The organism is Kocuria sp. MNB10, from assembly GCF_054073685.1.
The window spans coordinates 229,184-248,234 of sequence record NZ_CM133411.1; the positions used below are offsets into that span (position 1 = coordinate 229,184).

Sequence of the window (19,051 nt, forward strand, 5' to 3'; positions counted from 1 at the left end):
CCTTGCTACTTGCCTGCCTCGCGGGCGCGCTGCTCACGTGCGCGCTCGCCCCCCTGTTGACCCGCGCACTCGGCCGCGACGCCGGGTGGCTGCTCGCGGTACCCCTGCTCGGTGCCGCGGCGCTGATCGCGCTGGGGTACGACGACGCCGCCCACTCCCCCACCGAGCCCACCCCCGCGGTGGTCGAGTCGCTTCCGTGGATCCCGTCGTTGGACGTGGGGCTCGCCCTGCGCCTGGACGGGCTCTCCCTGGTCTTCTCCCTCCTGGTCCTGGTGATCGGGGCCGCGGTGCTGTGCTACGCGACGCGCTATCTCGAACGCACGGAGCGAACGGATCACGGGAAACACGCGGGGTTCTACGCGCTCATGACGGGTTTCGCGGCGGCCATGCTCGCGCTCGTGCTCGCGGACGACCTCGTGGTGTTCTACGTCGCGTGGGAGGCCACCACGCTGTGCTCGTTCCTGCTCATCGCGCGCTCGGGTGACGGGGCCCGGGAACCCGCGATCCGCACGCTGCTCGTGACCGTGGCAGGCGGGCTCGTGCTGCTCGCCGCGGTCACGCTCATGATCGTGGCCACCGGCACGACCCGGATCAGCACCGTGCTGACGCACGACGTGTGGGGTGCGCAGCCCGGGCTGACCACGCTCGTGGCCGTGCTCGTGGCGGTCGCCGCGTTCACCAAGTCCGCGCAGTTCCCGTTCCAGGCGTGGTTGCCGGACTCGATGGTCGCGATCACCCCGGTCTCCGCCTACCTGCACGCCGCGGCCATGGTCAAGGCCGGCATCTACCTCCTGTTGCGTTTCTCCCCCGTCTTCTCCGGGGTTCCCGCGTGGACCGTCCTGCTCGTGACGGCGGGTCTCGTCACCGCGGTGTTCGGCGCCGTGGCCGCGCTGCGCCGTTACGACCTCAAGGAACTGCTCGCCTACTCGACCATGAGCCAGCTGGGTCTGCTGACCGCGATGATCGGCGTGGGCACCACCGCCGCGCTCTCCGCCGCCGTGGTGCACACGGTCGCGCACGCGCTGTTCAAGTCCGCGCTGTTCATGGGCGTGGGCGTGATCGACCACAGCGCGCACACCCGCGACCTGCGCGAACTCGCCCGGATGAACCCGCGGATGCCCGTGACCGCCACGGTCATGGTGCTGGCCGCCGCGTCCATGGCGGGGATCCCCCTGCTGCTCGGTTTCGTGAGCAAGGAGTCCATGCTCGCGGCCTTCCTCGAGGCGCCCGGTCCCGCGTGGGCCCCGTGGTTGCTCACCGCCACGGCCGCCCTCGCCTCGGTCTTCACGGTCGCGTACTCCGCGCGCCTCGTGCTGGGCGCGCTCGGCGGCCGCAACGGCACGGTGGTGCGCGAGGCCCCGGCCACGTTCTGGGCCGCACCCGCCGCGGGTGCCCTCGCGGGGCTCGTCCTCGGTCTCGCGCCGTTCCTGCTGGACGGACTCGCCTCCGCGGGCGCGAGCGCGGCCGCCGGGTCCACCGTGGAGAAGCACCTCGCGGTGTGGCACGGCCTTGTCCCCGAACTCTTCGTCTCCCTCGCGGTGCTCGCCACGGGCGCGGTCCTGGTCCTCGCCCGACGCCGCGTGCACGCCGTCCTGGCCCCCCGCACCTTCCCGTTCTCCGCCCTGGACGGCGTGGACCGGGCGCGCGAGGGGATGATCCGGCTCGGCGGCGTCGTCGGCTCGTGGACGAACAGCCCCGCCCCCGCGCGGCACCTGGCCATCCCCGCGGTGTGCCTGAGCGTCGTCGCCCTGCTCGCCGTGTGGAGCACGAGCGAACTGCCGCCCGTGCGGATCGCGGCGAGCGAGCCCTTCGACTGGCTGCTCGCGCTGCTGATCGCGTGCGGCGTGGTGGCCATGATGAACGCGCGCAGCCTGATCTCCGCGATCGTGGTGACCGGGGTCGTGGGCTTCTCGATCACCGTGTGGTTCTTCGACCTGGGCGCCACGGACGTGGCCATGACCCAGCTGCTCGTGGAGATCCTCACGGTGTGCGTCATGGTCCTGTTGCTGCGCCGGTTGCCCGCGCGCTTCTCCTCCCCGGGCGCACGACGCCGCGTGGTCGCCCTGCTCGTGGCCGGCGCCGCGGGGCTGGCGACCACCGCGGGCGTGTGGATGCTGACCGGGCGGCGCGAGGTATCCCCCGCGTCCGAGTACTACCTGACCCACGGCTACGACGAGACGGGCGGGTCCAACCTGGTCAACACGATCCTCGTGGACTTCCGTGCCCTGGACACCCTGGGCGAGCTGACCGTGCTGGGGGTCGCCGGGCTCACGATCGCCGCCCTGCTGCACGGGCGCCGTCCCGCCGCGGACGACCCCGCCCCGATCGACGAGCAATCGCCCGTGAGCGACCCGGAGACCAACACCGTGTTCGTGCGCACCGCCGCTCGGTTGCTCGGGCCCGTGATCGTGGCGATGTCCGTGATCCTGCTGTTGCGCGGACACTACGAACCCGGCGGCGGTTTCATCTCCGCGCTCGTGGGCGGGGCCGGCTTCACCCTGAGCTACCTGGCCGCGCCGTCCGACGAACGCGCCCGCGTGCGCCTGCCGTACCTGTGGTTGATCGGGGCCGGTGTGGCCGTGGGAACCGTCACGGGCCTGCTGGGGTACCTGGACGGGTCCTTCCTGCGGCCCCTGCACCCGAGCATCCTGGGGTTCGAGCTCACCACCGCGCTCGTGTTCGACGTGGGCGTGTACCTCGCGGTGATCGGCGTGATCCTGGCCGCGTTCAACCTGCTGGGGCGGCCGCCGTCGGACACCACCAAGGTGCTGCCCCGTGAACCCGAACCCGGTGCCGCGGGACCGGACGACCCGCCCGGTTCCGGCGCGTCCCCGGGCACGAGCACCGGGGCCGGCGAACGCCGTCGTGCCGCCCGCAGAGGCGCCGCCGCGAATCCCGCGACGACCCGTTCGTCGCACCCGACCCACGAGACCGGAGAGGTGACCCCCCGATGAGCGCAGCCGTGATCGCCGGACTGCTCGTGTTCGGTGCCGTGTACCTGCTCATGCAGCGCGAGATGCTGCGCGTGATCCTGGGCTTCGTGCTCCTGGGCCACGCGGGCAACGTGGTGCTCATGGCCGCGGGCGGCAGCGCCCGGCGCCACGAGCCCTTCGGCGCCCCCGAGGACCTGTCCACCGTGGCGGACCCCCTGCCCCAGGCGTTCGTGCTCACGGCGATCGTGATCGCGTTCTCCATCACGATCGTGATGCTCGTGCTGGCCGTGACCGGCCGGGACGAGGAGGACGACACCGAGGCGGACCCCGAGGAGGTGCGCTCATGAGCGGCGCCCTCCTCCCCCTGTTCGTCGCGCTGCCCCTGCTCGTGTCCGCGGTGTTGTTGATCGTGGGCGACCGCCGCGTGCTGCACGCCGTGGGTCTCCTCGCGACCATGCTGCTCGCGATCGCCGGAGCCGTGTGGCTCGTGACCGATTTCGCCGGCGGCGGCGGGGCCGTGGCCCACGGTGTGGCGCAGTGGCCCGTGGGGATCTCCATCCCGTTCGTCGCGGACATGTTCGCCGCGCTCATGCTCACGGTCACCGGGGTGCTGACCCTGGTGTGCTCGTGGTTCGCGTACGCCTCCGGCCGGGCGGCCACCGTGTACTTCGCCCCGCTCGTGCTCGTGCTCACGGCGGGGGTGAACGGCGCGCTGCTGACCGCGGACCTGTTCAACCTCTTCGTGTTCATCGAGGTCATGCTGCTGCCGTCCTACGGGCTGTTCGTCCTCGCGGCGCGGCACCGGGGCACCGAGCGGCAGGTCATGGGTGCGCGGCTGTACGTGACCCTGAACCTGCTCACCTCCACGATCTTCCTCATGGGTGTGGGCTTCATCTACGGCACCGCGGGCACCGTGAACATGGCCGAACTCGCCGGCCGTGCGGCCACCGACGGCACCGTGGCGATCTCGACCGCCGTGTGCTTGTTCGCCCTGGCGATCAAGGCCGCGGTGGTCCCCATCCACGGGTGGCTCGCGGTCGCCTATCCGGCCACGTCCCCCGCGATCACCGCACTGTTCTCCGGGCTGCACACCAAGGTGGCCATCTACGCGATCTACCGGATCTACGCCGTGGTCTTCGACGGCGACACCCATTGGCTGTGGATCGGCGTGGCGCTGTGCTGCCTCACGATGGTCGCGGGCGTGCTGGGGGCCGTGGGTGAGAAGACCACACGCTCGATCCTGGCGTTCCACATGATCAGCCAGATCGGGTACATCCTGCTGGGGATCGCCCTGTTCACCCTGGCCGGACTCGCCGCGGGCATCTTCTACCTGCTGCACCACATGATCGTAAAAGCCTCCCTGTTCCTGTCCACCGGCGCGATCGAGGTGCGCTACGGGACCGGGAGGATCGGCGCGCTGTCCGGGATGGCGAAGCGCGAACCCGTGATCGCGGTCGCGTTCTTCGTGGCTGCACTGTCCCTGGCCGGGCTGCCGCCGTTCTCCGGGTTCGTGGCCAAGTTCTCGCTCATCCTCGCGGCGGTCGACACCGGGCACGTCATCGCGGTGATCGTGATGCTCGCGGTCAGTCTCGTCACGCTGCTGTCGATGCTCAAGATCTGGAACGGCGTGTTCTGGGGTTCCCCGGATACGCCCGCACCCGAGTCCCCGGCACCCGCGGGCGACGGCGCCGTGGCCACCGCGAGCGGGCGACGCATCTCCGCGGCCCTGGCGGGGCCCGCCGTCGTCACCGCGTGCCTGACGCTCGCGCTGGGCCTGGGCGCGGAAGTGCTCATGGGTGTGTCCACGACCGCCGCGGAGGGCCTGCTGGACACCTCGACCTACGTGAAAGCGGTGATGGACTCATGAGTTGGCTCACCTGGCCCGTCCGGGTCCTGGGATTCCTGGTGTGGTACGCCGGGCAGATCATCTCCTCGAGCACTGCGGTACTGCGGGACAACCTGACCCCGGGGCAGAACTCGACCCCCGGTGTGGCCCGCGTGCGGACCCGCTGCCGCTCGGACCTGGAGGTGACGCTACTGGCCGCGCTGATCACGCTCACCCCCGGAACGCTCACGCTGGGGATGCACGACGCACCCGTGGCGGCGCAGCGCCGTCGGGATGCGGAAGACCTCCGCACGCTGTACGTCCACTCGCTGTACTCGGGCGATGCCGACAGCGTGCGGGACGAGGTCCGGGAACTGGAGACACGACTGCTGCGCGCGGTGCGCCGCTCGGGAGGGACGTCATGATCGGTGTGACCGTGGGGATCGTGATCCTCGCCGTGGCCTGCCTCGCGGCGGCCTTCCGGATCCTGCGCGGGCCCACGGAGGCGGACCGCGCGGTCGCGGGTGACCTGCTGCTGTTCGGGTTCGTAGGCCTGATCGCACTGTTCGGTGTGCGGGTGGCCAACGAGTACACCTTCGACATCGTGCTCGTGGCGGCGCTCGTGGGATTCCTCAGCGCGCTGTCCCTGGCGCGCGCTCTGACCAGGGGGAAGCGATGACCGAGATCCTGACCGTCCTGGGCAACGTCCTGATCGTGGCCGGGGCCCTCGTGTTCGCCACCGCGGCCCTCGGGGTGGCCCGCTTCCGGGACGCCTACATGCGGGTCTCGGCCGTGGGCACCGCCGGTGGGTTGGGCATCGTGTTCGTGGTCACGGGGGCGCTGTTGCTGCAACCGTCCGTCTCCAATGTGGTGAAGGTCGTGCTCATCATCACGATCCACCTGATCACGTCCGCGGTGGGGACCATGGCGATCGCGCGGGCCGCTTATCTCACGGGGACGCCCCTGGAGCGTTACGCGTTCGACGAGCTGGCCGCGGACTCCCCCACCTCGGACAGGGACCCGGAGCCCGCGCGTAAGCCGGCCGCGGACTGACTCCCGCCCGCCCGGCTCGCGGGAAGACGTGCGGGTCGCGGGTCCCTTTGTGGGGTGGGGCTCGCGCTTCCGGACTGAGGGCGGCCCTCCAGGATCAGCGGACGGCCCGGCTGAGCCGGTCCACGGCCTCCACGATGGTCTCGGGTGCGCACGCGAGGTTGATCCGGGCGAAGCCCTTACCCGCGTCGCCGAACCTGGGCCCGTTCGATAGGGCCACCTCGGTGTGTTCGAGCGCGTACGCCGCGGGATCGTCGCCCCAGCCCAGGGCGCGCATGTCGAGCCACGCGAGGTAGGTCGCGCGTCCCCGGCGGACGACGACGCCCGGTAGCTTCTCCGCGACTTCCCGCTCGAGCAGCTCGGTGTTGTCCTGGATCACGGTGATGGTCTCGTCCAGCCAGTCGAGGCTGTCACGGAAACCCTCCCGCGTGGCGAGCAGGCCGAAGCTGCCGGTGCGGTAGGACACCTCGTCCGGCAACTGATCGAGCCACCGCGTCATGGGCTCGGAATCCACCACGAACATGGCAGTCTTCAAACCGGCCAGGTTGAACGCCTTGCTCCCCGATTCCGCGGCCACGCCGTGCTCGCGCGCGGCATCGGACACCGAAAGGTATGGCGTGAACTTGGTCCCGTGATGCGTGAGCGGGGCGTGGATCTCGTCGCTGACCACGAATCCGTCGTGCTCGGCCACGATCTCGGAGAGCCGTTCGAGCTCCTCGCGGGAATGTACGAGCCCCACGGGGTTGTGGGGATTGCGCAGCAGCACGCCGCAGGCACCCGCGCGCAGGGCGGCGTCGATGCCGGGCAGATCCAGACGGTAGCTCGCGGCGTCGTCGAGCAGCGGGACCTCCACGACCCGCCCGCCGGCCTCGACCACGAGGTCGAAGAACGGCGGGTAGACGGGCGGGGTGATGATCACGCCGTCGCCGGGCGCCATGAGACGGCGCAGCGACTCCACGATCACCACACTCACGTCCGTGGTGTAGGTGATCCGCGCCGGATCCGGGCGCCACCCCCACCGCTGCGCCGCGAAGTCCGCGAACGCCTCCGCGGCGCCGCGGTCGGTCGGGGTGGCGTACCCGGTGTCGCTGTTCTCGATCGCATTCTGCAGCGCCGCCTTGATGGCCGGCGGCGTGGGGAAGTCCATTTCCGCGACGAACATGGGCAACACGTCCCGCGGATACGTGCGCCACTTGGCGCTCGTACGACGCCGCAGGGCGGGCATATCATCGGCGGTCGTCATGGCCCACCTCCCGGTAGCGAACGGCACTCAGGACTCTGTGAGCTTTTTGGCCTGGCCCAGGCGCAGCGACTCCAGGGTCTTCTCCTGATCCTGGGCGCGCTCGTAGAGGTTCTGCAACAGGTCCTTGTCCAGCCGCTCGTCCGGGACTTCCAGGAGCAACCGCCACCCGAGGCCTTTGACGTGCACGGCGGCCACGAGGCCCTCGAGTTCCTCGATGTCCGACAGCGGCGAACGTTCCTTGATCCGCTCGTTCGGCTTGAGGCGTGCGAGCTTCTCCCCCGCCTTCGCGGGAAGATCCTTGTACAGGGCCGGCTTGGCCCCGACCATGGCCATGATGTCCTCCAGGGACGTCTGATCGCGGGCGATCTCCGGGACCAGTCGCTCGACCTGTTCCCGCACCTCCGGGTCCCCGTGGCCCTCGGCCACGCGGCGGAACACATCCACCCCCGCGGCCGATCCGGCGTGGTGGTCCTGCAGGTACGTGGTGATGACGTTGGTCACGGGATACCCCTCTCGTCGTGTCCTCCCACCTAAGCATGCCGAGCTCCGCACGGTCACACCCGAGTGGGTACATGACGTGCATATTTACCCGATGACCTGCGCCGCCCCGCCTGCCACCCCCATGTTCTAGTGCAGCAAAAGCAGCTTTGGTGCACCGAATCACGCTTTAGCTCAATAAAAGCAGAGGGGTGCGGCGTCGTCGTCCGCCGTGCGTGCGCGGCATACTGGACGGGTACGCGCCGTGCCGGGGGAATCGGGGCGGATCATCTCAGGGGGGGACAGTGGCACCGGAAACTTTCGTGGACTTCACCGCGCCGAACGGACTGAGCTCGTGGTATCACGTGTGGGACTCGGGCACCGCGGGGATCATGTACTACTTCGACGGGGACTACTGGGACCTGGACGACACGTCCATCAACTGGCCAGACGAGGGCGATCTGGCCCGGCTCGCGGTGGCAGCACGGGCCCGGGACCTCATGTTCGTGGCCGTGAACACGCCGGACGAGGACGGCTCCGGCGACGGCTACACGTGGTGGGAGGACTGCAAGGCGAACGGCAAGTACTTCCGGGCGCTGCACGAGCACATCGTCGAGCGGAACCCGCAGATGGACGCGAGCAACATCTGGCTCGTGGGGTACAGCGGCGGCGCCGAGTTCATCACCTACGAACTGCTGGACCGGGGTATTCCCGGGATGACGCACGGCGGCGCGGTGATCATCGGTGGCGGCGGAGCGAACGCGCCGGTGGCCACCAAGAAGAAGGCCCGGCCGTGCATCGGCAACACGGCCATGCACTGGTGGGTGGGCGATCAGGACGTGGACGGTGCCACGAACCCGCCCGAGTGGAGCGCGCTGGGCGCCGCCGAGGAGGGCGTCGCCGCGTTCCAGGCCGCGGGTTTCGACACGAACCTGCACGTCCTGCCGGGCGTGGACCACTCCGGATACGACGCCGTGGCATGCCTTTCGCACGCACTGCCCGCGGTCTCGCGCAAGGCGGGCCTGCGCGCCGCTCTGACCGACGGGTGGGTGCGGCTCACGCGGGAGACGTGAGGGGTCCTTGAGCGGCGGGGCGTGATTCCTAGTGGAGTTAGAGCAGCCACGGGCACGGAAAAGTGATTTAGCTCCACTAGAAATTCGGGTGGAGGCCGTGAACCTCACTACGCACGAAAAAACCGGCCCCGACCAAGCATCTCTGCCTGGCCGGAGCCGGTTCACTCGGTCGGGATGACAGGATTTGAACCTGCGACCCCTTGACCCCCAGGTGCCAGGATCAGGTTCTTAGCCTTCTTGACCTGGCTATTCCTGTTTCAGCGATGCGCTCCGCGCGTCCCATATTGCAGGGTTTGCAGGCTGTTGGTCACTTGATTGGTCCACTTCGTCGACGAGAACGGACCTCCAGTGTGCAACCACCAAATGCTGGCAGGACCGGTGCCGGAAAGGTCAGCCACCGCTCTCACCCGGAAGCTCCGAACCCTCAGCTTCAAGTGCGGTGACCAGGGTCGACACCACCGATGACAGCGCTGTTGCTCTCCTCGTGACCTCACTGTTCCAGTCCGGACTCTCGACATCGTCTTCGCTGCCGTTGTCGGCGAAGCGAATGCGACGGAGTGTCCGCAGCGCCCCGTCTCCGATCTTCTCCGCTTGCTTCGTCCAAGCCGCGCCGTCTTCCTCGGCAAGTGCGGCCGCCCGGCCAATCAGTCCATGGACGAGATCGCCGGCGAGTCGATCGATGAGCAGTGCGGCTTTCAGAGTGGTGCTTGTCTCGGTCTCCTCTGTGCTTGGCTCGGCATCAGCGGCGAAAGCGCCGAAATATGCCCACGGTCTTCGTCCGGGTGTCAGCCTCGCGATTGCCGCCTCCACCTCGTCCACTTCAGCGAGGGGTAACCGACTGCCGGGAAGCTGACGGCGAAGCGACCAGAGTCGGAGGATGAGGTCGGCAACCTCAGCCTCGGCGGTAGATCTCTCAGATCCAGCCTTCTGTTCAAGGCTGGTCAGGCGCTCCGCAAGATAGTGAGCTATCCAGCGTCCGAGAGTGTCGGTCTGTTCCAGCTCAGCCGCCAGCAGCTTACCTAGTTCCAACACAGCCGTTGAAGTCGTTCCATCCTGTTCCTGGCTGGTAGGAGAAGACTCGGAAGTCGTTGCCATGATCGGCGTCACCTCCTTCACTGTCGTTGTCTGAGACGTCGGCATAGCGAGCGCTACGATCTTCGCGCCTCACGCGTACCTCCACAATGAGCGCGGCATCGAGGCGTCCCAGCAACTGGTCGAGCGCTTCGGTCGTGATCCGCAGCCGGTGGCCTGATGGGCCGTGTGGTTCACGGCCGGCGCTAATCTCTGCCCAGGTCTCAGACGCCAAGACGACGTCCGCCTCCTCGCTCTGCCAGCGGAGGCCGCCGTCTCGGGAGGTGATGCTGAGCATTTTCGCAATGTCCTCGGAAGGGCGTGGGAGCTCGGGCGTGAGTTCGGTGGCGAGGGGGTCCAGCCGGTCGATGCCGCCTTCAGAATTCGGCGTTGACACCCAACCTTGAAGCTGGAACGGAGGCGAGGAGAACTGGAAGTCTTCGTCATCGAGGTCAGCTGATGGGATTCGGAAGCTCCAGTAACCGTCAGCAGTTTGCAGCGCACGTACAAGCGCGCCCGCGGCTTCGGGAGTGACCAGAGCCGATGCGATGTCGATGCTCAGGGATCGGTCGTACTCAGTGGCAGCGGCCGATTGCCAGACTGTCACCCATCCGTCAGCAGGTTTGAGGGCGGTCAGAAACTCGGATTCGTGAACCCGGCTACTTCCTCGCGGTCCGGCAGTAGCCAATGAACCAGGGATCGAGCTTCGCTGATCTGTAATCCATCGCCCGTCGTGGCGTGCGACGTCGAAGTCGGCGAGCCATTCTAGGACGTCGGGCTGTTCTGCGTCGGGGTCGCGGTACGGAGCAACGGTCCTCATGAGTCTTCCGGCGGTGGTAAGTGCCGCGTGGCGTTCCAGGTAATAGTCGAGATCCTCAGCTTTAGGAATCTCCCATTTGTATCCGTAGGTTTCACCGTCCTCGTAAACACCTGCGGTCCGCCTCGGGTCCTCTAGACGTTTGCCCTTGCCTCGCCATCCCCATTCGTCGAGGATGAGCGTGCTAGCCGCATCGAGCACTTCTTGGTGTGTGATGGCGAGTGCCTTCGTTAGTTTTCCGAGGACATACTCGTCGAAGTCTGAATGGAATCGGTGCTCAGCGTGTGGTGCGCCCTTCATCATTGGACCGGGCTGGGTGGGGCGGTGCCAGCTTTCGAGAGTCACCGGCTCTGCAAGCTTGGCCTTCCAGTCTGTCCCAACAGAACGGCCAATTGGTGTGGTGGTCAGTAGTGCAACTGATGAGCAGTGTCGTTGAATCGCGGCGTGGTCCGGATAGCGGTCGCTTAGTTCGATCACTGTGGACATGAGTGCGTCGACGGCAGAGGGGTCGTCGCGTGCTACTCGCTCGACAGCGACCAGGAACCACTCTGCTGCGCTCATCTGGTAGTAGAGGAATCGTTCATCGGCGTACCCAGCTGCATCGCCCCGCGTGACTGCCGAGCCGAGCGCAATGATCACGTCGCTGACGCCGAGTTCGATAGCTGTACGCACTGCGTGTGCAGCCTGCCAACGAACTGCTGAGCGCGGGTCACCAAGTGCAGCCCAGAGGAAGTTTGCTATTGCGGTATCGATTGGGTCTGCTGGCGTCTGCCCGGAAGCTGTCCTGGGACTAATTCCGAGTTCTTCCTCGAAGGCGGCGAGCGCTTCGTCGAGCACGCGCGCAGCCGTGGAAGGGTCGAGGACTGCTGAAGCTCCAGCTGCGAGCATGTAGCAATGGTCGGCATCGGTTAACGCTTCCTCAAGATTCAGGTGGTCGAGGGCACGTTGGAGGAGATCGGTCGTGCGCACCGCCAAGAGGTCGGCCGCCGCAGGCAGGTCAAAACTCATCCAGTTGTGGTGAAGCAACCGGGCACCGTGTCGATCAACGTAGGTGCCGACCGCATTCTTCAGCGAATCGACGAACGACTGAGCCGTTCGAGGACGCGCTAGGGCCGCGTTCAAGAGCTTGGCTAGCTCGTAGTCGCTGAGGGCATCAGAATCCAATGCGGCGTCCAGGATCGGGCCCCACTGAAGCTCTGGACGCGAAAAAGTTTCTGCGATGAAGAGACTGTCACTGTACGTACGAGCCTCTTGCTGCAGTCGAACCGCCGCGTTCACGTCGCTTGTCCGAGTGAGGTCAAGTGCCGCGATCTGCGCTTTGCATTCGTCTATCTGAGCGGATCGTTCTGCTTGTTCGTCTGGCGTGAGATCCAAGGTGGTGCTCCTGAACTCGTCAGGGTCCTTGGCACGAAGGGGGTCAGGAAGTGGGGATTGCCTGAACTCGGGATCGAGGGAGCGTCCAAGTCGGTTTGCGAGATTATCTGCGGCAGACAGGGCCTTTGCGTTGAGGGCGCCGGATACGTCAAGTTCACGAAGCGCGGCGTCCAGGCCAAAGTTGGTCGAGAAGGGCGCCAAAACTATTCTGAGATCTGGCCGTCCCGCAAGCAGGGCACCATCCCCTTCAACTAGTCCCCTGAATTGCCAGTCGAGCGCCCCGAACCGGCGATCCCTCCACTGCCCGAGAATTCGGAGAACGTTGGTGCCCGAGACCCGCGCGAGTGCAGCGACGAGCTGGTGTTGGTTGAATCCGTCATACACGATCGGTTCCACGGCCTCGCCGAGGCGAGCGACGCGCTCAGCGAGGGTGAATGCGTCGAGGGGATCGATGCCAGCAGCTGCCCGCGTGAGGGCAACTACTGCATCCCATCGATAAATCGCATCATCACCCACTCCGCTAGCAGCTTTCACAGCGTGGTCGAAGTAGCTTCCAGCTTCGGCCTCACTAAAGCGGTGCATTCCCCGAGCTATGCGCACTAGCGTTTCGGCCTTGCTGTCGGCCGTTTCAGCGGCACTCGTCAGGGCATGCCGTGCCGCGTTGGAGAGTTCGAGGACCGCCGACGCGAAACGGGCGTCGCCTCGCAGCCCTGAGATCAGGTCGAGCGCCCCGGCAATCGGAGCATTGGCAGAGATCGTCTGAATCGCTTGAATGCAAGCGACTGTCACCTCTTTTTCCTCGAAGGAAGAGCCGAGCAAGGGCAAGATCTGCCGGGCGATTCGGAGGGCCATTGACCAGATCTCATCTTGTGACTGGCGTTTGGGGTAACTCGCGATCACTGCTGCCGCGGCTTGCGGATCGAGGTCACCGCGAGCGTATTTTGTCCAAGAGCTGAGCCAGCTGATGGCGGGGCGCAGATAGCGATTGAGATCGTCGTCATTGGACTTCGCGGGATCGTACTTTCCACGCTTCGCTGGAACTTGAAGGGGCCGGTAGTGCCCGACATCGAGTACCTCACCCATTAGTTCGGCACGCAACGCGACCGCTAGGAGAAGACCCGATCGGCCTGAGCCGTGTCTGTCGCCAAGTCCAATAGGTAGCGATGGCGGCAAGCATTCGCGAAGTCGTTCTGCGGCTACTGTTGCGTCGGCAATCGAGTGACGCACCGCAAGTGCGCAAAGCCATGAAGCGCCCCGGAGCGCGGTATCTTCCGCATTCCGGTGATCGTATTCTTCGGCAGTGAGACGAGCACGGAATCGTTCCAGTGCCGTCCACGCGCCGCCAACGACACTGGCATCTACGGTCATTCCAACGCGCTGCATCTCGCCAAAGACGCCAAGAAGTAACGCAGGATGGGTGGAACTCACGATCAGGCCAGAAACGTCGTCCTCTGGGGCACATGAGATGAGCATCCGCGTAAGCGCCGCGCTCGATTCGAGGACGAATCGAGCTGGGCGCCAACCCGACAAGTATCGGACAGCCGCAGGAGGTCCATCCGTTCGAAGGATCGCAAGTGCGATGTGTGCCACTTGTTCTGGGGTGACATTCTCGTCGCGCGAGTACCGCTCTCTCGGCGAGCGTACCCAGGCAGCGATGGCGGAAGCTGCTTGCCGAGACCGGCTCCTGGCTGTGCTCGTACCTCCGGTGGAATGAGCAAGCATCGCCGCCTCGGCACCGAGCGTAGAGCCCGGCCAACTTTGTGGGAGCTCTCGCGACGCGATCAGCTCACCAAGCACCCGGGCGTCCATCCGCGAACCCGCCAGGTCAGGGTTGTCTCTAATGATCGTGAACTGCCGCCCCTTCCCTGCGCGACCCGCTCCAGCGCGCATGGCCAACTGCACAATCGAATCCGGACGTCGTAGCTGGACAGCTGCACGAAGACCGAACTCCACGCGTAAGTGCTCGACCCGGGTACGCTCGACGTCACTCGTTGAGGGCAGGGCATCGTCCGTGGCAACGAGGGCGAGCAGTTCGTCGTGGAGATTTGCGCTCCAGAGAACCTCCGGCAGAGAAGACGCGGCGTAAGCAGAGGAGCCGCTCAGCGTGCGCAGCTGAGACGCGACTTGGGCCGCGACCTCAGGTGTGGCACGGTGCCGGGTGCGGAAGTACGTTTCCGTCGGTTCGTCGAGAAACTGGACGCTTTGCCCGCTCAGGATCAAGCCTCGACCTAGATCGGATATGAAACTGCGGACGTTAGCAGCCTGCGTACCGGCAAGTTCCGCAAGCACGCCCAACGGAACACTCGGACGCAATAACGTGAGGAGCTGGGCAGCACGTTCGAGTTCTGATCGCGATCTACCAGCGTTGTTGAAGGCCTTGGTGACTTGCTCTTGCATGAGAGCGTCAAGCGGAGAAGTGCTGTCCGTAAACCCCGCGAGTCGACCGAGAGCCTCTTGAATCGTTTTGGTTTCAGAGAGCACCGTTGACACGACTCGCGGATTACCCGCGGTTCGATCGTGAATCTCTGCAACGTCCAGAGTCGTCGCCGATGGATGTGAAGTTGAAACGACCTTCGCCGTCTCTTCTAGTGCGAAGGCCGGTAGTTCGAACGTCACCGTACCCGCAGGAGCTTCAAGAAGATGAGCACGCTCTGGTCGACAAGTCAACACGATGTGAACGTTCGTTGGAATAGCGTCGTCTAGCCTCAGCAAGTCCCGCACGAATGCTCTAGATTCCGCGTTGTCCTCCGCAGCCATCACGGCGTTATCGGCGGCGTCCACCACTATCACTAGCTGGCGAGTTCCACTCTGAACGAGAATCTCGCTCGCAGCGTCGAGGCGACGAACGAAAGCCTTGGTGTACTCCTCGGGGGCGAGGTTGCCGGTGTGAACTATCGGGAGACCAAGCCCTATTCCTGCGATTTCAGTAGCAAGCTGAACTAGTCCGTCGCGGTGACGGTGCCGCGGACGGTCTGGTCTGCGGTAGGACCCATTGCCGAAGCAATCGTAGATGATGACGTCGGCTCGACCTCGTAAAAGGTCCGGTAGCGCCCGAGCGAACGTGCTCTTCCCGGCTCCGCCCTCGGCCGTTACGACTATCGAACCGGAAGATCCAAGAACCCGATCCGCGAGTTCTACATATGCGTCTCGCACAAAGAACGGTGCAGTCTCAAGCTGGCACGGCGCCGGGGCAAGCTCGTCCTCCCGACAACCGAAAGCAGTGAGAACATCTGCCTTCCGGATTGGGCCACTGGACTCGGTGCTCGCTCTTGAGGCGACAAGGTCAACAAGAGACGCGGACACACGGAGGTCGGTGTCAGCGGTGAGTCCGCCGACTTCTCGGTCAAGCCCGCGTCGGAGAACGGTAACCCCGGGCTCACGGCCTCGGAGGTCGAGCCGTGAGCATAGAGACGCCGCATCATCGGCGCTGAGATTCGCTGCATTCGTCAGCTTGGCGGCTGACGACCCCACGGCAGTCGGCTGACCACTAGCCAAGTCGCGCACAGCATTGACAGCGTCAGAGGAAATCGGCTTGTTCGTGACTATTGAGAAGCGAATCGTGGCCTGCGGGTACTGCATTCGCAATGTGTCATCGAGCTGAGCAAACTTGCTGAGGATCTTGCGAACCTCGCCAAGGGTGACATTCTCGTTTGGGTGCAGGGTCGAGTGCTTGAACTGACGCACTTCCAGGGACGTGAAGTCTTCGTCTGGAGGTCCATAGAACTCAACAAGGTCTATGACCTCAGCACCGTCTGGCTCGGCTTCCGAAGGAGCGGAGCCGAGTCCCTCGATTGATACCTGCTGGAGATCGGTCGCGGGGCTCAGGAGCTTTAGCAGGCGGGCTGCAGCCCAGGTGTAGTGGAATCGGTCACCGTCACGTGACGCGCGTACTCGTTCTGTCCCAGTGGAACCGCTTCGAGTGGAAGCGCTCTTCGCCCTAGCCATACCTCAGTGCTCCGTGCGGAACCAGCAGCGCCAACCTCTGCCGTGGTGACAAAGAGTCACGAGGAGATTCGGTGACATCACCTGGTGAAAACCCCCTACCGGTGACCAGGTCACCTACTGTCCGTCCGACACGCACTCATTCTCTCGCATCCTCTCCATCGCTCTCGGGCGACACGCGCCAAGAGACCGGTGGCGTGCGATCTCCTCGTCCGCACCAACCGAGCCTGCGCGACTAGATCGCACACGACAGCTGATGATCGAGGCGATCCGCGGCGTATCAGTGACCCACCTAGAGAAGGTCTTATCTATTGGGCGGGCAGCCGTCGGGGGCTGCCGCACGAACAGGTGACAGTTGGGGTGTCAGGCCGCGAGGCTCACGGCGGGGTTCATGATGGTCTCGTATTCGATGGGGGTCAATCGACCGAGGCGGGCCTGTCGGCGACGGCGGTGGTAGGTCCGCTCGATCCAGGTGATGATCGCGATTCGGAGCTCTTCTCGGGTCCGCCAGCGCTTGCGGTCCAGGACGTTCTTCTGCAGCAGCGAGAAGAAGGACTCCATCGCGGCGTTGTCGCCAGCAGCGCCGACTTTCCCCATCGAGCCCACGAGGTGATGACGGTTCAGAGCGTGCACGAACTTCCGTGACCTGAACTGGGATCCTCGGTCCGAGTGGACGATGCAGCCAGCGACGTCACCGCGGCGGGAAGCGGCGTTGTCCAGGGCGTTCACCGCCAGTCGCGCCTTCATACGGTCGCTGATCGAGTAGCCGACGATCCGGGCTGAGAACACGTCCTTGATGGCGCAGAGGTAGAGCTTGCCCTCTTCTGCTTGAGTTCCAGCCATCGTCGCAACACTCTGATCGAGAGGTGCGTGCGATGGTTATTCGGCCGAGGGGTAGAGAGAATGTGCAGTACAAGGCGAAGGAGCGGGACGAGTTCTTCCGTCGGCTTGATCGTGGCGGCACGATCCGTGCTGTCGCGGCTGAGCTGGGGCTGAGCGTTGAGTCGTGTTACCGGTGGCGAAATGAGGCTGGCGTATCGACTTCCCGTGCGAAGAGCCGGGTCTATACGGCTGAGGACAAGGCCGAGTTCTTCCGCCTGCTGGCGTCGACGGGGAACGTGTCGAAGGTCGCGAAAGAGCTCGGGTTCGTGCGGGTCACTTGCTACAAGTGGGCGCATCAGGCGGGGATCTTCACGGGGAAGGACACCCGCGCTCAACGAGCACGGTTTGAGCGGTTGCGTGCCGACGGTGTCAGTCGGGCGGATGCTGCGAGACGGGTCGGCGTGGACAAGCGCTCTGCGCAAGATTGGGACAAGGGCATCAAGCAGATAACGGGCGGACGCGTTCACCCCGACGGTCGTGTAGTTCGCTACCGTCAGGCGGCGATACTGGCGAATGTGAAGAGCCCGCGTGATGCCTATACGAGAGGCGCCCCGGTTGATCTGGCGCGTCTTGAGACTGTTATCGATTCTCGCTACCTGAGTTTGATCGAACGAGAGCGTATTCACGATCTACGCAGCCGCGGGGACTCGATAAGGTCGATCGGGCGTGCGCTGGGGCGGAGCGCGTCGACGATCAGCCGGGAGATCGCCCGCAACACGGCCACGACAGTCGGCTATCTTCCTTACGCGGCGCACCGGATCGCGGCGGCGCGCCGGCCGAGGCGACGTGCATGCAAACTCGAATCTGCTGGCGATTTGCGCGCCTATGTGGCAGCGAAGTTGCGTAAACGATGGTCACCAGAGCAGATCAGTCACCGGCTCGTGAAAGACTTCCCTGACGATCAAGGGATGCGGGTGAGCACCGAAACGATCTACCAGGCGATTTACGTCCAAGGACGCGGCGCTGTGAAACGCGAGATCGCCGCGTCGATGAGACGCGGGCGGACAACACGAAAACCACGGCGCGATCCAGCGAAGAGAACCAGTCGCTTCGTGGACCCTATGGTCTCCATCGCTGAGCGACCCGCGGAAGCTGAGGATCGTGCAATCCCTGGGCATTGGGAAGGGGACCTCATCGTCGGCACGATGGGACGATCAGCAATCGGAACACTCGTCGAGCGATCAAGCCGCTTCGTTACCCTCGTGCACCTTGAACATGACCACACGGCCGAGACCGTGCGCGATGGCCTCATCACCACCGTCGCTGATTTGCCAGCAGCGCTACGCCGCTCGCTGACCTGGGACCAGGGCACCGAGATGTCGGGGCATGTGGGGTTCCAGACCGCCACCGATATGGCGGTGTACTTCTGTGATCCGGGCAGCCCCTGGCAGCGCGGCAGCAACGAGAACACGAACGGTCTCCTACGCCAGTACTTCCCGAAGGGCACCGATCTCTCCCGCCACACGCCCGCAGAATTGCGACGCGTCGCAGAGGACCTCAACGAACGTCCACGCAAGACGCTTGACTGGGACACTCCAGCCGAACGACTCCACGCTTTACTGAATGCGAGTTGAACCAGTGTTGCGACGATGGCTGGAACTCAAGCGGTCCAGTGTTCGGTAATGTCGGTCAGCCAGAGTTCGTTGACGTCATCGGCGGAGAAGTCCCGCTTCACGAGATCATCGTGGACCGGCGGCCCGGGGCGCTTCCCGTTCTTGCCGCGCTTCTTGCCGAACACGGACCACCACTGATTGTCCCGGCAGATCCGCCACGCGGTCCGCTCGCACATGCGCTGGCCAGCGGCCTCCGCTTCGCCGACCAGGAACCGATACCCGAACTCGGGATCATCGCGGTGGGCGTCGAACAACGCGTTCGCCCGGTAGGCCTCGACCAGCTCAGACTCCGTGACCTGTTGTTTCCGCCATCGGTAGTAGGGCTGGCGGGAGAGCTTCAGGACCCGCAGGGACACCGCGACGGGGATACCGTCGGCAGCGAGCTCATTCACGAGCGGGTAGAAGATTTTCCCGGCAGGTTCGCCTGCGAAAGATACGCCGCGGCGCGGCGCAAGACCTCGTTCTCCTGCTCCAGCAGCCGGATCCGCTTACGCGCATCACGCAGCTCGGAGGACTCCTCGCGCGACTTGCCGACACGGTTGCCGTCGTCGATGTCGGCTTGGCGGATCCATTTATGCAGCGTCATCTCGTGAACGCCGAAGTCCTTCGCGATCTGCGCGATCGTGACGCCATCCTCACGGGACCGGGCCACACGCACGACATCGTCGCGGAACTCCTGAGGGTAGGGAGCAGGCATAGTGCACATCCTTCCAGGCCGCCCTACGGGCAAGCCAGATCAGATGTCACCTAT

The 19,051-nt window shown here is 65.3% G+C and carries 14 protein-coding genes and 1 pseudogene; 8 read left to right on the forward strand and 7 right to left on the reverse strand.

The annotated features are described in order from the left end of the window. Positions 1–2: 2 nt before the first annotated feature. The 6 genes from ACW9PK_RS00995 to ACW9PK_RS01020 are packed head-to-tail and all read left to right on the forward strand — an operon-like array spanning position 3 to position 5,811. Positions 3–2,954 carry a DUF4040 family protein gene (locus ACW9PK_RS00995; RefSeq protein ID WP_457016257.1) on the forward strand — a complete coding sequence of 984 codons (2,952 nt, stop codon included), beginning with the start codon at positions 3–5 and terminating at the stop codon, positions 2,952–2,954. Beyond that, positions 2,951–3,280 carry a cation:proton antiporter subunit C gene (locus tag ACW9PK_RS01000; protein WP_270450866.1) on the forward strand — a complete coding sequence of 110 codons (330 nt, stop codon included), beginning with the start codon at positions 2,951–2,953 and terminating at the stop codon, positions 3,278–3,280. Before ACW9PK_RS00995 ends, ACW9PK_RS01000 begins: the two co-directional genes overlap by 4 nt. Then, complete coding sequence (locus ACW9PK_RS01005) at positions 3,277–4,800, forward strand: monovalent cation/H+ antiporter subunit D family protein (protein WP_368844503.1); 1,524 nt, start codon at positions 3,277–3,279, stop codon at positions 4,798–4,800. The genes ACW9PK_RS01000 and ACW9PK_RS01005 overlap by 4 nt, the downstream gene beginning before the upstream one ends. Continuing rightward, the gene (locus ACW9PK_RS01010; RefSeq protein ID WP_270257513.1) at positions 4,797–5,183 is read left to right on the forward strand and encodes a Na+/H+ antiporter subunit E; all 387 of its coding nucleotides are present in this window, start codon (positions 4,797–4,799) and stop codon (positions 5,181–5,183) included. The genes ACW9PK_RS01005 and ACW9PK_RS01010 overlap by 4 nt, the downstream gene beginning before the upstream one ends. Then, complete coding sequence (locus tag ACW9PK_RS01015) at positions 5,180–5,437, forward strand: monovalent cation/H+ antiporter complex subunit F (protein WP_035961140.1); 258 nt, start codon at positions 5,180–5,182, stop codon at positions 5,435–5,437. The genes ACW9PK_RS01010 and ACW9PK_RS01015 overlap by 4 nt, the downstream gene beginning before the upstream one ends. Further along, positions 5,434–5,811 carry a cation:proton antiporter gene (locus tag ACW9PK_RS01020; RefSeq protein ID WP_270240125.1) on the forward strand — a complete coding sequence of 126 codons (378 nt, stop codon included), beginning with the start codon at positions 5,434–5,436 and terminating at the stop codon, positions 5,809–5,811. Before ACW9PK_RS01015 ends, ACW9PK_RS01020 begins: the two co-directional genes overlap by 4 nt. A gap of 94 nt (positions 5,812–5,905) precedes the next feature. On the opposite strand, the gene ACW9PK_RS01025 is transcribed toward ACW9PK_RS01020, so the two are convergent. Both ACW9PK_RS01025 and ACW9PK_RS01030 read right to left on the reverse strand, forming a co-directional pair. After that, positions 5,906–7,051 carry a MalY/PatB family protein gene (locus tag ACW9PK_RS01025; RefSeq protein ID WP_457016258.1) on the reverse strand — a complete coding sequence of 382 codons (1,146 nt, stop codon included), beginning with the start codon at positions 7,049–7,051 and terminating at the stop codon, positions 5,906–5,908. Between the two features lie 27 nt (positions 7,052–7,078). After that, positions 7,079–7,552, reverse strand: coding sequence for a hypothetical protein (locus ACW9PK_RS01030; RefSeq protein ID WP_270450863.1), 474 nt, complete (start codon positions 7,550–7,552; stop codon positions 7,079–7,081). A 281-nt stretch (positions 7,553–7,833) separates the two neighbouring features. Here ACW9PK_RS01030 and ACW9PK_RS01035 point away from each other — a divergent pair, with 281 nt between their 5' ends. Then, entirely contained in the window at positions 7,834–8,601 is a 768-nt protein-coding gene (locus ACW9PK_RS01035; protein ID WP_457016259.1) for a hypothetical protein, read from the forward strand. A 390-nt stretch (positions 8,602–8,991) separates the two neighbouring features. Here ACW9PK_RS01035 and ACW9PK_RS01040 read toward each other — a convergent pair whose 3' ends face one another. The 3 genes and pseudogenes from ACW9PK_RS01040 to ACW9PK_RS01050 all read right to left on the reverse strand — a co-directional run. After that, complete coding sequence (locus ACW9PK_RS01040; RefSeq protein ID WP_270257521.1) at positions 8,992–9,696, reverse strand: hypothetical protein; 705 nt, start codon at positions 9,694–9,696, stop codon at positions 8,992–8,994. Beyond that, the gene (locus tag ACW9PK_RS01045; RefSeq protein ID WP_457016260.1) at positions 9,617–14,644 is read right to left on the reverse strand and encodes a hypothetical protein; all 5,028 of its coding nucleotides are present in this window, start codon (positions 14,642–14,644) and stop codon (positions 9,617–9,619) included. Before ACW9PK_RS01045 ends, ACW9PK_RS01040 begins: the two co-directional genes overlap by 80 nt. Before the next feature lie 1,524 nt (positions 14,645–16,168). Then, a pseudogene (locus tag ACW9PK_RS01050) lies at positions 16,169–16,633 on the reverse strand (transposase); the annotation flags it as partial. A gap of 407 nt (positions 16,634–17,040) precedes the next feature. On the opposite strand from ACW9PK_RS01050, the gene ACW9PK_RS01055 reads away from it, so the two are divergent. Continuing rightward, the gene (locus ACW9PK_RS01055) at positions 17,041–18,261 is read left to right on the forward strand and encodes an IS30 family transposase (RefSeq protein WP_413468307.1); all 1,221 of its coding nucleotides are present in this window, start codon (positions 17,041–17,043) and stop codon (positions 18,259–18,261) included. Positions 18,262–18,287: 26 nt separating this feature from the next. Here ACW9PK_RS01055 and ACW9PK_RS01060 read toward each other — a convergent pair whose 3' ends face one another. Together ACW9PK_RS01060 and ACW9PK_RS01065 are read right to left on the reverse strand one after the other, a co-directional pair. Then, positions 18,288–18,692 (reverse strand): hypothetical protein, encoded by a 405-nt coding sequence (locus ACW9PK_RS01060; RefSeq protein WP_457016261.1) that lies wholly within the window; start codon positions 18,690–18,692, stop codon positions 18,288–18,290. Further along, on the reverse strand, positions 18,689–18,997 hold the full coding sequence (locus tag ACW9PK_RS01065; RefSeq protein ID WP_457016262.1) for a transposase: 309 nt from the start codon (positions 18,995–18,997) through the stop codon (positions 18,689–18,691). Before ACW9PK_RS01065 ends, ACW9PK_RS01060 begins: the two co-directional genes overlap by 4 nt. Positions 18,998–19,051: the final 54 nt, after the last annotated feature.

What these genes read in the sequence shown, in the direction of transcription:
- ACW9PK_RS01040 (WP_270257521.1), bottom strand. Translation starts at nt 9,696, where the DNA reads ATGGCAACGACTTCCGAGTCTTCTCCTACCAGCCAGGAACAGGATGGA.
- ACW9PK_RS01020 (WP_270240125.1), top strand. Translation starts at nt 5,434, where the DNA reads ATGACCGAGATCCTGACCGTCCTGGGCAACGTCCTGATCGTGGCCGGG.
- ACW9PK_RS01005 (WP_368844503.1), top strand. Translation starts at nt 3,277, where the DNA reads ATGAGCGGCGCCCTCCTCCCCCTGTTCGTCGCGCTGCCCCTGCTCGTG.
- ACW9PK_RS01065 (WP_457016262.1), bottom strand. Translation starts at nt 18,997, where the DNA reads ATGCCTGCTCCCTACCCTCAGGAGTTCCGCGACGATGTCGTGCGTGTG.
- ACW9PK_RS01025 (WP_457016258.1), bottom strand. Translation starts at nt 7,051, where the DNA reads ATGACGACCGCCGATGATATGCCCGCCCTGCGGCGTCGTACGAGCGCC.
- ACW9PK_RS01010 (WP_270257513.1), top strand. Translation starts at nt 4,797, where the DNA reads ATGAGTTGGCTCACCTGGCCCGTCCGGGTCCTGGGATTCCTGGTGTGG.
- ACW9PK_RS01015 (WP_035961140.1), top strand. Translation starts at nt 5,180, where the DNA reads ATGATCGGTGTGACCGTGGGGATCGTGATCCTCGCCGTGGCCTGCCTC.
- ACW9PK_RS01000 (WP_270450866.1), top strand. Translation starts at nt 2,951, where the DNA reads ATGAGCGCAGCCGTGATCGCCGGACTGCTCGTGTTCGGTGCCGTGTAC.